The following is a 14,440-nucleotide window of genomic DNA, read 5'->3' as shown; positions in this document are numbered from 1 at the left end:
CGGCGGTCTCCGACAGGTCCTCTGCATCTCCCGCAGCAGCCGACTCCTGGTCACTAGAAGGAGAGCTTAAGTGAGGCGCAGCAGGCTGGACTGACCGCGAAGGCGCAGACCCCTGATCTGGCTGCGCGGAGGCAGCCAGATCAGATGAGTCACCCGTAGAAGAAGCAGCCTGAAAAGTACTCTCTGTTTCCCCAGGCTGGCCAGGCAAGCGTTCAAGCGAGTCACGGCGCGGTGCCCGCCAGCGGCGGCTGGCCACCTCCCGATCTAACTGATCCAGCCAGGGAGGAGGCACATGCACATTGCCAGAGGTAGGCGTCTTCCCAGCTGGCCCCTGGGTCGCCAGCGGCCCAGAAGAGGATAGCTCTCCGCTGGCGGAAGTGGAAGGAGTAGCCTGCTTTGTTGCAGGCAGAAATCTGCCACAGTTATTGCAGAAGCGTGCATTCTCTCTGGGCAAGGCTTTGCCACAATGCGGACAGAAAACGGCCACAAACTCCCTCCTGCATATGCTCGCTCCGGCTCATCATCATGACCTGCCTGGGTTGGCGAGTCTGACGATCTTTGATGGTAGCTACGCTATCTTACCAGCCCAGTTTCGTCAAGCGCGATAGCCCAAAAGGAGTGCTATTTCAGGGTCAAAACAGCCTCTCGCTCGGAGGGGCTGGCCAGCACCTGCTGATTCTTGACCAGTTCGACAAGCTTTTTGCGTCCTTTGGGACTGCCGATCATCACCGCGCCAACCAGCTTGTTCTCGCGCAGGAACAGCTTGCGGTAGTTCTCATGGCCCTTTTCACCAGGCTCGCGCAGGGAGACGCTTTCCAGCTCCGGATTGTTGGATTCGGCAGTGCCAATGACGGCGATGTTGACATCAAAGAGCGGACTCGTGTAAGTGGGTACATCGACGTATGGCTCACGACCTCCAGCCATGTTGATGGCAGCCATGCGCCCATGCGCCAAAGCATTATCCCAGGTCCCCATCGTATGGTGACGGCCAATCGTCGGATCATAAAACTCGGCAACGTCGCCGGCAGCATAGACATGCGGCACATTCGTCTCTAGATATTCGTTCACTACTACCCCAGAGCGGACCTCAATGGGCGTGCCTTTAAGGAAAGCGGTGTTGAGCGTAATCCCAAGCCCCACACCAATAATGTCCGTCTGGATCTCACGCCCCTGCCTGGTCTTGACATAGGCCGGTACACCGTCGCGCCCAACAACCTCGCTGATTTCGTCGCCGTGGATGACAGTGACTCCAAAACGCCTGGCAATGGCGTCGACGATCTCGCCCCCCTCGGGATCAAGGCAGCTGCGCAGCCAGTATGGACCACGCATAAGCCAGGTGGTCTCTAGCTTGCGCATGGCGAAGCCATCGCATAGCTCATAAGAGATGAAGCTGCCCCCGTAGGCCAGGGCCGTGCGCGATTCGAGGATGCGCGCTATAATAGTCTTCGTGTCATCCAGGGTGACAAAGTTGTAGATGTGCTTCGTGCCGGCTGCCCCCGGCACCTGCAGCGGCTTGGCCCAGCCCCCGCTGGCAATGAGAAGCGCATCGTAGGGGAAATGTTGCCCACGCTCAGTTACGACAACGCGCTCGTCCGTGTTGACCTCAGTGACGAGCGTCTCGGTCAGCAGAGAGATTCGGCGCTGCTCATGCCAGGCAAAGTCACGAATCATTACCTTTTGCTCGGGTAACACCCCTTGCAGGAAACGCGGCAATGAAACACGGTTATAGAGAGGATAGGGCTCGTTCGTAATTAGTTGGATGCTGCAGTTTGGATCAAGCTTGCGTAAGGTCTCGGCGGCTGTGGTGCCGGCGATCCCGTTTCCAATGATAACGTACCGTTTGTCGTGCGTTGCCAAATGCCGTTCTCCTTGCCTGCGATGGTTTTCCTGGTCTCTTATCATGGGCGATTCTAGCATAGTTGAGGCGAAATTGCTACTGGACTCTTCCATAAGGCCAGCAGACACGGCCTGCTTCCCTTTACTTGCCTCGCTAGTTTGCCTATCATATAATTAGATTGTCAAAGTGAGTAAGGAGCGAACATGCGACCGGATTCGCAGGATGATAGCGCAGCGCTGGCAATGGAGCTGCTGGATATTGTCCCCAAGGTGCTGCGCCAGATGCACACCGACGCGCTCAATTCCGAGGTCCTGGCTGAGCCTGATCGCGAGGACCTTTCCGAGATCCGTACCACCAGCGGCCAGCTGAGCCTGTTGCGCATTCTGATTGAGCGCAAGTGCTGTATGATGCAGGAGCTGGCTCGCCAACTCGGGGTGACGCCTTCAACGGTGACGGCTATGGTGAAACGCTTGCAGGCTCAGGGCTATCTGGAACGGAGTCGCGATGAGGCCGACTGGCGTACGGTCTGGGTGAAGCCAACAGCGCGCGCCCAACGCCTGGTCCAACTCTATGACCGTGGCCGCCTGGCCTCGCTGGAGCGCCGTCTGGCACGCTTGAGCGAGACTGAGCGCGAGCATCTTGTCGCTGCGCTTCCCGCTCTGCGTCGCCTCATCGAGGGTTGATGGACGGTCCGCTGAAGGCCCTTATCTGCTCCGCTCCGCTCCGTTCCACTTCGTTTTCAACGCTCTTGCTCTCTGCATGCATGCTGTTTCCCCTCTTTTTATTGTCCACCTGTGTCACTGAAAAGGAGAGTAGAAAGGTTTTATTATGCAGACTTCATCGGAGTCTTCTTCGACGCCGTTGACGCAAGAGATGCCTTATGCCTCCGGGCAGACCAGCGCTGCCGACGAGAGTGAGCTGGCAGGGCGAGACGATGGCTATCGTTGGACGGCGCTCTCGGTGACCACCGTGGGGGCGCTGCTGGCCTCTATTCAAGGTTCGGCCCTGCTGATCGCTCTGCCAGCGATCCTGGTGGAGCTGCAGGCGTCGTTCTTCACGATTATGTGGACGTTGATGGGGTATCTGTTGGTGCTGACTGTCTTGACGCCCATCGTTGGTCGCCTGGCCGATATTTGGGGCCGCAAGCGCCTCTATAACAGTGGTTTCCTGCTCTTCGCTTTGGGCTCGCTGGTCGCTGGCCTGGCCCAGCCCGCTTTCCACGGCCTTGATCTGGTGGCAGGGCGCTTGATCCAGGGCCTTGGGGCCGCCTTGCTGATGACTAACAGCACAGCCATTGTGACCGATGCTTTTCGAAAGGGCGAGGTCGGCCTGGGCCTGGGAATCAATCAGATCGCCGGAGCTGCCGGCTTCTTGATCGGACCGATTATCGGCGGTCTGCTCACTGAGTGGTCCTGGCGTTCGGTCTTCCTCTTTAATGTGCCTCTGGCGATCTTCGGAACGCTCTGGGGAATCTGGCGCTTGCGCGAGCCGGTACGCCCGGCTCGTCAGACTCCCATCGATTGGGTCGGGGGCTTGACACTGGCCCTGGGTCTCTCTGGTACCTTGCTGGCCCTGACGATGGTGGCTTTTCCATTGCTGGGCGAGTCGGTGACTGTGGCTATCCTGGTGGTGGGCCTGCTCAGCCTCCTCCTGTTCGCCGCGATTGAGCCGCGCGTTCAGGCCCCTATTGTCCAACTGCAGCTTTTCCGCCAGCGCCTCTTTGCAATGGCTAGCTTGAGCGGCTTGCTGAACGGGATCGCGCGCGGCGCGGTGCTCTTCCTGTTGATCTTCTTTCTTCAGGGACCCTACGGGCAAGATCCTTTGACCGCCGGGCTGATGCTTGCTCCCTTCGGGGCGGCCTTTATGATTATCGGTCCGCTGAGTGGCCGCCTCTCGGACCACATTGGGTCGCGCATTCTGACTCCCATCGGCCTGGCCGTCTCAGCTTTGGGCCTGCTAGGCTTGACAACTATTACGCCTACAACACCGTTCTGGCTGCTCTCGCTTTATATGGCGATGATGGGCGGCGGCTCCGGCTTCTTTGTTTCACCCAATACGAATGCGATTATGAGTTCGGTGCCACCTCATCAGCGCGGGGCCGCCTCGGGACTGCTGGGCATGCTCAATAATACTGGCCAGATGCTCAGTATTGCTATTGTCTTTCCGCTGGCTCTGAAGGGGGTCCCTATGGGTGCGGTGATGCAGGTCTTTATCTACGGCGGCGGTATGGGCCAGTTCCCTTCAGCTCTGGCTACTTTTATGCACGGTTTGCACTCAGCGTTCCTGGTGTCGTTCGCTCTGAGCCTGGTAGCGATGCTGGTGGCCGCTTTACGCCCTTCACATCGCTAAAGAGGCATCTTTTGATTGAGAGTCACAGCGGCCAATACTGGTTGGGCCAGGGGTACCCGCTTGCGACGCTTTCCCCCGGTGCGCCTCGCTCTCCGAGCGAGGTGCACCGCCTTCTATGGATGGCTGAGCCGGGCACAGGCCCCCCTGTCGCTCGCCAGTCCCCCGACTTCTTCTTCCTCCCTCGCTCTCGTTCCCGCCCATAGTCATGCCCCTCCACAGCTCCCTTCCTCCGCCGACGCCCTTGTCTCTCTTGACAATGTCCCCAGGCCGGGCATACAATACTGGTAGAAAAATTGATAATGATTATCATTATTAGGTGACCCTAATATCTGGGTTCGAGAGAAGAAGCAGCGAGCAGCGATGAAAGAGACCCTGAACGTGAACGCGCAGGCAGTTCTGGAGGTTGTGCGCAGCAGCCATAACCATCCGACTGCTCTGGAGGTTTACGAGGCTGTGCGCAAAGTGCGCCCCCGCATTGGGGTGGCGAGTGTTTACCGCATTCTGCACAGTCTGGCGCAGCAAGGGCTGATTCGCGAGTTGGGGCGCAGTGATGAGGCTTGTCGATACGACGGGCACATCGAGCGCCACGATCACGCGGTTTGCACGACCTGCGGTGCGCTCCTCGATCTGCCTGTTGATGTGCGCCTTTCAGAGGAGGCCCTGCGAATGGCCGCCCAGGCGGCAGGGATTGAGCTGCATTCTCATGAGGTGCGGCTCTATGGCCAGTGCACCGCTTGTCGCCAGAAGGCACAGGCAGAGAGAGTAGGTGAGACAGATTAACCAGAGCCGGAGTCGGTTGAGACTGAGTAAAGTCAAGGCCAGCTTCAGCTCATCCGGTGTGACGATCCCGCAGGTTCCGTTACAGGACGCATCGATTACTGACTGGCATGGTAGGGAGTCCTTTTATGCCACACAACCCGGAGACTGAGATTCGACAAGCGGACAACAAAACAAGCGGACAGGAGGAGATGACAGCAGAGATGCAGGAGGTCTTACAGCGACGGCCCCCGGAATTAGAGCGGGTGAAGGTTGAGCTGGCAGAGATTCTACGAGGAATCGCTACCAAGAATACGGATTCGCGCCACTTCTTACTGCGCGTGGTTCAGCCAGGTCTAGCCGGGCTGATGGATGGCTCTGTCTCTACCCTGGCTCCCATCTTCGCTACAGCTTTTGCTACTCACCGGCCTTTCACTGCTTTCCTGGTAGGACTGGCTGCGGCGACAGGCGCGGGGATCAGCATGGCCTTTTCCGAGGCGCTTTCGGATGACGGTGTCTTGACCGGACGCGGTAGTCCCATTATCCGCGGAGCTATCACGGGTCTGATGACCTTTGTCGGCGGCTCTCTGCATACGCTGCCGTTTTTGATTACTCACCTGCAGCTCGCCCTGGCCACTGCCTATTTGGTGGTTGCCGCTGAGCTACTGGCAATTGCCGCTATTCGCCATCGCTACTTTGGGACGAAGTGGCTAGTCTCTATTGTTCAGGTCATCGGTAGTGGTATTCTCGTCTTTTTAGCAGCTCTCTTCTTCGGGAACGCCTGACGGAAGGCTCCGCAAGCGGAGTGGCGGCACTCCTGACCAGTCGCAATCGGTGAGGAGTGCCTCACAGTCAAAATCTCACAGTCAGAATAAGGAGTAATGAGGGCTAGTGATGGAACCCGTGCAGAGACCACGCGTGAAGATCTGTTGTATCAGCAGTAAGGAGGAGGCGCAGCTGGCGATCAGCTATGGTGCCGATGCCTTGGGGTTGGTTTCCCAGATGCCCAGCGGACCAGGGGTCATCGCGGAGGAGTTGATCACGGAGATCGCTGAGAGCATTCCGCCGCCGATCGCTTCCTTCCTGTTGACCAGCCTGCAGGATGCCGAAGCGATCATCGAGCAGCAGCGTCGCTGTCGCACCAATACCCTGCAGCTTGTCGATCGCTTACCGCCGGGAAGCCATCAGCGCCTGCGCGCGGCACTGCCCGGCATTGCGCTGGTGCAGGTGATTCATGTGCGCGGCCCGGAGGCGCTAGAGGAAGCCCTAGAGGTTGCTCCGTTTGTCCATGCGTTGTTGCTCGATTCAGGTCGGCCCGATCTGCCGGTCAAGGTCCTGGGGGGTACTGGCCAGGTGCACGACTGGACGATTAGTCGGCGCATTCGCGAGGCCGTTCCTATCCCGGTTTTCCTGGCAGGGGGCATCAGCGCTGAGAACGCCCGCGCCGCTATTGAGGAGGTCGCTCCTTTCGGCCTCGATCTCTGTAGTTCAGTACGTACCGAGGGCCGCCTTGATCCTCGCAAGCTAGAGCGCTTCTTCGCTCAGCTCGACGGCCTCTCGCTTTAGCATTGGGCAGCGAGCGGGTCCTGCTGGGGAAGAAGAGTGGGAGGCAGGGAACCAGGAAGCCATCAGCCAGGCTTCTCCGCTCGCCAGCCTCACTTCAATCGGTTAGCTCCAGTTTGCCTTCGCTGACACTCCCATCCGCTTTGATGGAAAAGACTCGCGCGTAAGGTGGCTCAGGGTGGTATTGCAATGAAAAGATAATGTAGTAGAGGCCGTTGCGCCTGGCCCACTCGATATCACGAGCTGAGGGATAGGCCTCGCTACGCGGGTGAGAATGGTAGTAGGCGAACATCTCACCATCGTAGGTGTCGATGTCGTTAGCGATGCGCAGCAGGTCCTGGGGAGCAATCTCGGAGAAATCATCTGGGTGCTCGGCAGCATTGGGGGTCGGGTAGTTTTTCACCACCCGACCATCCTTGCTTGCCAGCAGACCGCAGGCCTCATTAGGATAGCCGGCGGTGACATGCGCCACCATCTCCGAGTACATTCTACGAGGGATACGCACAACAAAGGCATCTGCTACCATAAGAGTTTACTCTCCAGATCATCCTCCAGCGCGCTCAGATCGCGCGTCCACAGATCTTCGCTGAGATATTTCCAGCCGCCATCTGCGAGGATGACGACGATCTTACCCCGCTCCATGCTGGAAGCAACGCGCAGGGCCGCATGCAGGGCAGCGCCACAGGAAGGGCCAGCGAAGATGCCCTCCTGGTCCTTGAGCTGGCGCGTGCGGCGGATGGCGTCAATCCCCGAGACCAGAATGCGCGCGTCGAGGAGGGACAGATCTAGCACAGGCGGAACAAAACCGTCTTCGAGGCTGCGCAAGCCCTGAACGCTGTCACCTTGCATTGGCTCGGCAGCAACGACGCGGATCGCCGGGTTGTACTCCTTCAGGCGACGTGCGTTCCCGGTAAGGGTCCCTCCAGTGCCCAGGCCGGCCACGAAGACATCGAGGTCGGGGAGATCATTGATGATCTCAACAGCAGTGCCGTAGTAGTGGGCGTCAGGGTTGGCTGAGTTGCCATACTGATAGAGCATGACGTAGCGCTCATCTTTGCTTGCCAGCTCCTGCGCCAGGCGCACGGCGCCATTGCTTCCCTGGACCCCGTCCGAGAAGATGATGTCCGCGCCATAGAGTTCCAGCAACTGGCGACGCTCGCGCGTTACATTATCGGGCATCACCGCGACAAACTTGTATCCTTTGACTCGCGCAATCATCGCCAGCGCAATGCCAGTGTTGCCGCTCGTTGGCTCCAGCAGGATCGAGCCGGGCGCTAGCTTGCCGCTAGCTTCTGCCTCCTCGATCATGCGTCTGGCGATACGGTCCTTAATGCTGCCAGAGGGATTGACTCCTTCCAGCTTGGCGAAGATCTGCACCCCTGGCCGTGGACTGAGGCTTTTCAGCTCGACCAGCGGCGTATTGCCTATGGTCTCCAGTATGCTGCTATAGCGCATGATGGCATTCCCTACTTACTCCTGGCTCCCGCCGGCCATTGCGGGCAACAGGATCACGGTGTCGTTGGGACCTACTGCTGTCTGCAGGCCCTGGAGATAGCGCACGTCCTGATCGTTGACATAGACGTTGATAAAGCGGCTCAGCTCCTCCTCGGGCTGAATCTGCTCTTTGAGGGCAGGATATTGCCGATAGAGGTCCGCCAGCACTTCCGCCAGGGTGCTGCCTTGGGCGCTGACTTGCTTGGCACCCCCAGCCGCTGCGCGCAGCACTGGGGCAAGACGCACTGTCGCCATTGTTCTCTTCTACTCCTCTTTAGAGACTACTACTACTACTACCGCACACTGCGCGCTCGCTACCTTCGATAGTCGCCGAGCGAGCGCGTTTGCTCACCGGCGCTGGCGTGGGCGAGCAGGTCAGCCTTGCAAGGCCCTCGCCCACGCCAGCACTGGCCCGTTCCTGTCACGACAGGGTTAATCGATCGCAAGATCACCGCTGTGAGGACGTATTTCTCTGTCCACCAGCAGGGAGCCATTGACCAGTCAGCCACACCGACCTGACCTCATCAAGCCGAGATGGCGCAGACATCGGCGTAGGTTGGCAAGTTCTCAGGATGGGCATTCTCGCCGCAGGCCGGACATTGCGGATCACGATAGAGTTTCAGCTCGTTGAACTCGCCGGCAAGGGCATCGTAGGTTAGCAGCCGTCCGACCAACGGCTCCCCAATGCCCAACAGGAGCTTGATGGTCTCGACAGCCTGCAACAGGCCAATCACGCCGGGCAGGACGCCAAGCACACCCGCCTCAGCGCAGCTGGGGGCCAGAGCCGCCGGAGGTGGCTCTGGATAGAGGCAGCGATAGCACGGCCCTTCGTGCGGCTTGAAGACCGTGACCTGACCTTCAAAGCGAAAGACACTTCCGTGCACTACCGGCTTGTTGGCAATGATCGAGGCGTCGTTGAGCAGGTAGCGCGTCGGGAAGTTGTCGGTGCCATCGATGATGACATCGTAGTCGGCAATGATGCGCGCCACGTTGGTCTCATCGAGACGGTCAACATAGGTGATGACCTTGACATCAGGGTTGAGAGCCTCAATGGTCTCGCGCGCCGACTCTGCCTTGTATTTGCCAATCCGACTGACGTTATGCAGGATCTGACGCTGGAGGTTGCTCTCATCGACGACATCTGAGTCGATGACCCCAATGGTGCCAACTCCCGCCGCCGCCAGATAATAGGCCGCCGGCGAGCCAAGACCACCCGCACCCAGCAGGAGGACACGCGAGTCGAGGAGCTTTAACTGCCCCGCTTCCCCAACCTCGGGAATGAGCAGGTGACGACTGTAGCGCTTGCGCTGCGCTTCCCCTAGCGTGCGCGGCTGTACCACCTCATAGCCACGGGCGCGCCACTGCCCAAAGCCTCCCGCCATCGAGATGACGTTTTGGTAGCCCATCTGCTTCAGGGTGGCTCCCGCCATGAGCGAGCGCACACCACCAGCACAGTAGAGCACCACTGGCTTGGTCCTATCAGGTACCGCCTCTTCAATCTGTAGCTCTAGATAGCCACGCGGCACGTGCAGCGCACCGGGAATATAACCCTCGCTCCACTCGTGCTTCTCACGGACGTCAACCAGGACCAGGTCTTGGGCTCCCTCTTTCTTGCCCTTGAGAGCCTCATGGACCTGGTCGGGCGTCCATTCTGGCACTAGCTCGCGCGCGCGCCGCATGATTTCCCTGGACGCTTCGCCCATCGCTCTACACCTTTCGATTGTTGACTATGTTCATCGAGTTTGTCGCGTCGTGCTAAAGACAGACTATCACGCGCTCTTTTGATCTGTCAAGGAAGAGCTAATCAGTGAGGAGGGGTCAGCCTTTTCACGACATTCTTACTGTTAAGAACAGCCAGAGCTGGGCCTTTTATTCCTCTTCCCCTCGGCTAGCACCGCCCTGGCCTCCTCCGAGAGAGAGGTTGAGCAGGCCGAGGCAGGCTGGCCCAACCTCTCGGGGCGCGGTATGGGCATGGTCACCTTCTCCCTTTGCCCAGGAAGGAGAGGAGGGGGCAGGCGCTAGCCATGAAAAGAGGGGAAAGGGTCCTTCGGACGCGACAAGCAGCGAGCCTGTGATCCACTCTCTCAGGGCCGCGCCTGACCCCGTTGCTGGAGTGCCCCCAGGACACGCTCGGGTGTCATGGGCAACTGAGTCAGGCGCACTCCGAGGGCCTGCTTGATGGCGTTGGCAATGGCTGCGGCAACGGGCACTACCGGCGGCTCGCCTACCCCTTTGGCTCCGAAAGGACCGTGCTCTGATGGGACCTCGACGAGCAGTGGGGTGATGGTCGGGACATCAGTGCTGTGAGGCAGGGCATAATCCATGAGCGTGGCGGTGAGCAGCTGTCCATGCTCGTCATAGACAAACCCTTCGAAAAGGGCCCAGCCGATGCCCTGGGTGACCCCACCATGAATCTGCCCTTCGATCTCGGCAGGGTTGATGGCGAAACCAACATCCTGGGCCGCCAGATAGTCGAGGACGCGCACCTCACCCGTTTCGGGATCAACGGCGACGCGCGCGACATGGGCGGCATACATGGGCGAGGAGCTGAGAGCCGAGCGCCCGCGGCCATAGATCGGCTGATAGCGGCTGCCGAAAGCTGTGGTGACCCGCCCGATCTTCTGGAGCGAGACGGAGCGATCGGGCACCCCTCGCACCACGACGCGGTCTCGCTCGATCTCCAGGTCTTCAATAGCGGCCTCCAGTAGCTCGGCAGCTACCTCCAGGATCTGCTGACGGGCGTCACGCACGGCGGCCAGCACAGCCGGCCCCATCGTATAGGTGATCTTGCTACCACCGGTACTGCCACTGTGAGGCACGCTGTCGGAGCTGCCATGCTCGATGTGCACCAGTTCGGGGGAGACGCCCAGCCCTTCGGCGGCGATCAGGGTCAGCGCTGAATCGGTGCCGGTCAGGTCGACGGTGCCAACGATCACCGTGAGGCGTCCATCCCGGTCGAGTCGGCAGGCCGCTGCCGCTGGCTCAGTGCCACCAGGCCAGCCACCGACTGCCAGGCCGATGCCAACCTTCCAGTCACTCAGCTCGGGCGGCGGGGTCAACAGCTCCTGACGCCGCGCCCAGAAGGGATGCTCTCGCACCTTCTCCAGACAGTCTAGCAGCCCAATACGCGGCCAGCGGGGACGCCGACGATCCAGCGAGGGGTCACCTTCACGCAGGCAGTTTTTGAGACGAAACTCCAGCGGGTCTATAGCCAGCTCGCTGCATAGCTCATCGACGGTCGACTCCAGGGCAAAAGTCGCCTGGGGCGCCCCGGGCGCTCGATAGGCTCCGACTCCAACCTTGTTGGTCAGCACCTCATAGCAGCGGATATCGATGTTGGGACAACGGTAGGTACTGGCGAGAATAAAGCCGGCCAGGCCGGCAGCAGCGCCGGGGTAGGCTCCGCTGTCGAAAATGACCTCGCCCTGGAGGGCGACGAGCGTGCCATCGCGCTTGGCTCCAAGTCTGACAGTAATGATGGCCTGGGGCGCTGGATTGGCCGCTAAGAGGTCCTCGCTACGTGTGAGCACAAGGCGCACTGGCCGCCGGCTGGCGCGGGCCGCAGCAACTGCAAGAGGTTCCAGCAGGGTGAATTTGCCTCCAAAGGCCCCCCCGATCGGGACTGACTCAACATGAATCTGGCGCTCGGCCAGATTCAGAGTCTCAGCAATTTCCGCACGGGTGGCGAAGAGGCCCTGGGCACTGGCCCAGACGGTGTACTGCCCTCCATCGGGGGAGGGCATGACCGTAATCGACTGCGGCTCCAGGTAGGACTGATGCACTACGCTGGTGCGATAACGCCGCTCAACAACTACTTCGGCCTCGCGCCAGCCCGCCTCAATATCTCCTTGCCGCAGATGGCTCCTGTCGCTGACATTCTCAGAAAGAGGCTGGCCCTCTTGCTCTTCGCCCTCTTCTCCCCCAGAGACAGCCGCATGAGCCTCCCCACCGGCAATCTCCCCCGCCCGCTTCTTCTCCAGCAGACGTGTCGGAGGAGCACCTGGCTCCATCGCCGCCAGCGGATCAAGGACTACCGGCAGCGGCTCATAGTCCACTTCGATGGCGGCTGCTCCATCGGCGGCAGCAGCCTCGCTCTCGGCCAGGACCAGGGCTACCGGCTGACCAGCCCAAAGCACTTCCTGGCGTGCCAGAGGCGATTTGGTACGCGCGCCCGGATCATATCCCTCGAGCGGCAAGGTCTCGCCAGTATAGACAGCGCGTACCCCAGGCACCGCTAGTGCCTGGCCGATGTCGATCTTGAGGATGCGCGCGTGCGCATAGGGGCTGAGCACAGGCCGCCCAAAAAGCAGCCTGCCTGGTACTGGAATGTCGCCAGCATAGCGCGCTTGCCCGGTGACTTTGGCGGGCGCGTCTGGGCGCTGATAGGGTTTGCCTATGGCTCTGTATTCAGCCGTGTCAGCTGTCTGTGTCATCGGTCACTCACTCTGCTCAGAGACAGGTCAAGGAAGGGGAAACCGCAGAGATTCGCCCGGTCTCACCCTTCCTCCTGGATAAAAAGCGCCTACTTACCAAAAGATAGTCCGCAGACAGTGTAGCACAAACTCTGCCCGCCTGTCATGGGAGCCGAAAGGGGGGAAGGAGAGGAATAAAGCAAGCAGGCGGTGCACTCGCCAGGCCGGATAGCACGAGGGAAGCAAGCTATTGGAAGGGAGTGCACCGCCTGTCACCGATGGAGGCAATGAGATGACAAGGCCACCAGAGAACCAGGAGGATCTTTGAGGAGTGAGCGGGTCGCTGAGCTTGATGGGCTATATTTCTGCTCCTTTTTCAAGCAAGGCTGCTGCGACTCCTCATCCTCTGTGGCTCTCCGCGAAGTTCCAGTCTAGCGCGAGTCCAGGAATGTTCCTGGTCTGGTGTTGCTGCTGTTGCTCCCGCAGGCTCACAGGCCGCCCTGAAAAGAGCCAGGAGAGGGAGGCAAAAGGGCGAGAGACCTGACGGCAGCCACAGAAGCTAAGGCTGGAGGCCAGCCGCCAGGAGATTCCAGACGCCCTTTGCCTCGAGCGAGCGAGGGTCAGAGCACCAGGGCCACCAGCAAGTGGCTCTGAATGTCAGTGGTGGTGCCCAGGCCAAGCGAGAGATTCAGAGCGGAGCCTCCACAGGCAGTATTGCCACTCAGCTTGAGATCAGTGGCCAGCACCAGATCGATCGGGTAGATGTAGCCCGAAACAGTGGCCCGGGTAGCGGCCAGATAGCCGGCGCCACAGATGGTGTTGCTGACAACGCTGACGCCGCTGCCCTGAATGGTAATGCCGGCCTGATAGGATTGGCCCGCCGCGCCACTCACGTTGAGAATGCGCGCATTGCTAATGGTGTTACTGAGCAGGACAATATGGGTGGCCGTACGGGCCGCGACGCAGAGACCCTGGCGCGTTCCAACGGTCAGCTCGGAGATCCAGATACCAATATCGTTGTCCTGCAGGACATTCGACTTCAGCTGCAGGCCCAGCGTCAGCGGCAGACCATAGCAGGAGCCACCGACCACCGCAATGCCAGCGGCAACCGCCGGCTGACTGCCAACATAGACATTGGCAGTAATATGGTTGCCGCTAAGGGAAACACGCGCTCCTCCTACTACCTGGATGCCCGTCTGAGCCACAAAGGAAATCGGACCCAGACCGATCAAGGTGTTGTTGGTGATGACAGCGCTGTCCGATGGACCGGCAATGATCACACCCGAGCGCAAATAATGCGTGATGGTGTTGCCTTCGATGGTGCCACAGGCGTGGCTGTCATTGGCGAAATAGATACCCACACCAACGTGGATGTTGCTCAGGTGGACATCGCCAATGTCATGAATACGCGACTGCTTGACCGTCACGTTTGCGCCAACATTCAGGACACCAAAGTCCAGCGCACCATAAATATCTGCATTGACGATGGAACCGGTCACACCACTGCTGAAAAAGACGCCAACGTCACAGCCCGTCGCGTTGACGACCCCTGTGACCGTGGTCGAGGGGTTGACCAGCGCCGCCGTCAGGGTGACTCCATGCCAGCTAAAGCCCGTCGACTTACAGCTCGTGTGCCAGGCACGCGCCCCCACAAGCTGCGACAGTCCCAGACTCAACAACGCTATCACAAGCGCCAACGGCACACATGCCGCCAAAATCAAGGAAGCTTTTCTTCGCAATGCCTTCCTCCACTTGACACCTGTAAGATGTTACGCAGCCCCTTCCAGCTTCTACTTCAGGCGGAACAGACTGCACGATATTCGCGAAGGCCCTCGATCGAGTACCTTCTCCTATCGAAGCGTGGAAAAATATAACACGCTTTCCCATTGATGTCAATAAAGAATCTGCATTGTAATAATTTATGAATACATTGTAATGTTGATTGATATAAATGCATAAATCAGAAGAAGAGAAGAAGAAGAGGAAGGAGATCTGGCGCCAATGCGCAGCCGTGTAAGGAAGGGGGGGG

At 59.5% G+C, this 14,440-nt stretch carries 13 protein-coding genes; 5 read left to right on the top strand and 8 right to left on the bottom strand.

The window, feature by feature from the left end; all coding sequences use genetic code 11:
* Nucleotides 1-621: 621 nt before the first annotated feature.
* Entirely contained in the window at nucleotides 622-1,857 is a 1,236-nt protein-coding gene (locus N688_RS05415) for an NAD(P)/FAD-dependent oxidoreductase (RefSeq protein WP_081838544.1), read from the bottom strand.
* Between the two features lie 183 nt (nucleotides 1,858-2,040).
* Between N688_RS05415 and N688_RS05410 the strand changes: the two genes are divergently transcribed.
* The 5 genes from N688_RS05410 (at nucleotide 2,041) to N688_RS05390 (ending at nucleotide 6,508) form a co-directional block, all read left to right on the top strand.
* A complete protein-coding gene (locus N688_RS05410; RefSeq protein ID WP_052888323.1) occupies nucleotides 2,041-2,520 on the top strand; it encodes a MarR family winged helix-turn-helix transcriptional regulator in 480 nt (159 codons plus the stop codon).
* A gap of 145 nt (nucleotides 2,521-2,665) precedes the next feature.
* Nucleotides 2,666-4,186 (top strand): MFS transporter, encoded by a 1,521-nt coding sequence (locus N688_RS05405; RefSeq protein ID WP_052888322.1) that lies wholly within the window; start codon nucleotides 2,666-2,668, stop codon nucleotides 4,184-4,186.
* A 360-nt stretch (nucleotides 4,187-4,546) separates the two neighbouring features.
* Nucleotides 4,547-4,966: a Fur family transcriptional regulator gene (locus N688_RS05400; protein ID WP_052888321.1), complete on the top strand. Its 420-nt coding sequence runs from the start codon at nucleotides 4,547-4,549 to the stop codon at nucleotides 4,964-4,966.
* A 125-nt stretch (nucleotides 4,967-5,091) separates the two neighbouring features.
* Complete coding sequence (locus N688_RS05395) at nucleotides 5,092-5,727, top strand: VIT1/CCC1 transporter family protein (RefSeq protein ID WP_202901844.1); 636 nt, start codon at nucleotides 5,092-5,094, stop codon at nucleotides 5,725-5,727.
* 109 nt (nucleotides 5,728-5,836) lie between these two features.
* Nucleotides 5,837-6,508: a phosphoribosylanthranilate isomerase gene (locus N688_RS05390; protein ID WP_052888320.1), complete on the top strand. Its 672-nt coding sequence runs from the start codon at nucleotides 5,837-5,839 to the stop codon at nucleotides 6,506-6,508.
* Between the two features lie 94 nt (nucleotides 6,509-6,602).
* Here N688_RS05390 and N688_RS05385 read toward each other — a convergent pair whose 3' ends face one another.
* From N688_RS05385 to N688_RS05360, 7 genes are all read right to left on the bottom strand, one after another.
* Nucleotides 6,603-7,031, bottom strand: coding sequence for a M67 family metallopeptidase (locus tag N688_RS05385; protein WP_052888319.1), 429 nt, complete (start codon nucleotides 7,029-7,031; stop codon nucleotides 6,603-6,605).
* Nucleotides 7,025-7,960, bottom strand: coding sequence for a PLP-dependent cysteine synthase family protein (locus tag N688_RS05380; protein ID WP_156025310.1), 936 nt, complete (start codon nucleotides 7,958-7,960; stop codon nucleotides 7,025-7,027). Before N688_RS05380 ends, N688_RS05385 begins: the two co-directional genes overlap by 7 nt.
* A 15-nt stretch (nucleotides 7,961-7,975) precedes the next feature.
* On the bottom strand, nucleotides 7,976-8,254 hold the full coding sequence (locus tag N688_RS05375) for a MoaD/ThiS family protein (protein ID WP_052888317.1): 279 nt from the start codon (nucleotides 8,252-8,254) through the stop codon (nucleotides 7,976-7,978).
* Between the two features lie 59 nt (nucleotides 8,255-8,313).
* Complete coding sequence (locus tag N688_RS22685) at nucleotides 8,314-8,508, bottom strand: hypothetical protein (RefSeq protein ID WP_156025309.1); 195 nt, start codon at nucleotides 8,506-8,508, stop codon at nucleotides 8,314-8,316.
* A gap of 15 nt (nucleotides 8,509-8,523) precedes the next feature.
* Nucleotides 8,524-9,702: a molybdopterin-synthase adenylyltransferase MoeB gene (gene moeB / locus N688_RS05370; RefSeq protein ID WP_052888316.1), complete on the bottom strand. Its 1,179-nt coding sequence runs from the start codon at nucleotides 9,700-9,702 to the stop codon at nucleotides 8,524-8,526.
* Nucleotides 9,703-10,083: 381 nt separating this feature from the next.
* The gene (locus tag N688_RS05365; protein WP_052888315.1) at nucleotides 10,084-12,432 is read right to left on the bottom strand and encodes a xanthine dehydrogenase family protein molybdopterin-binding subunit; all 2,349 of its coding nucleotides are present in this window, start codon (nucleotides 12,430-12,432) and stop codon (nucleotides 10,084-10,086) included.
* A gap of 599 nt (nucleotides 12,433-13,031) precedes the next feature.
* The gene (locus N688_RS05360; protein ID WP_162179498.1) at nucleotides 13,032-14,132 is read right to left on the bottom strand and encodes a right-handed parallel beta-helix repeat-containing protein; all 1,101 of its coding nucleotides are present in this window, start codon (nucleotides 14,130-14,132) and stop codon (nucleotides 13,032-13,034) included.
* Nucleotides 14,133-14,440: the final 308 nt, after the last annotated feature.

The sequence above is a fragment of the Thermogemmatispora carboxidivorans genome (assembly GCF_000702505.1).
GTDB classification, from domain to species: domain Bacteria; phylum Chloroflexota; class Ktedonobacteria; order Ktedonobacterales; family Ktedonobacteraceae; genus Thermogemmatispora; species Thermogemmatispora carboxidivorans.
This window is presented reverse-complemented; position numbering and strand designations above follow the sequence as displayed.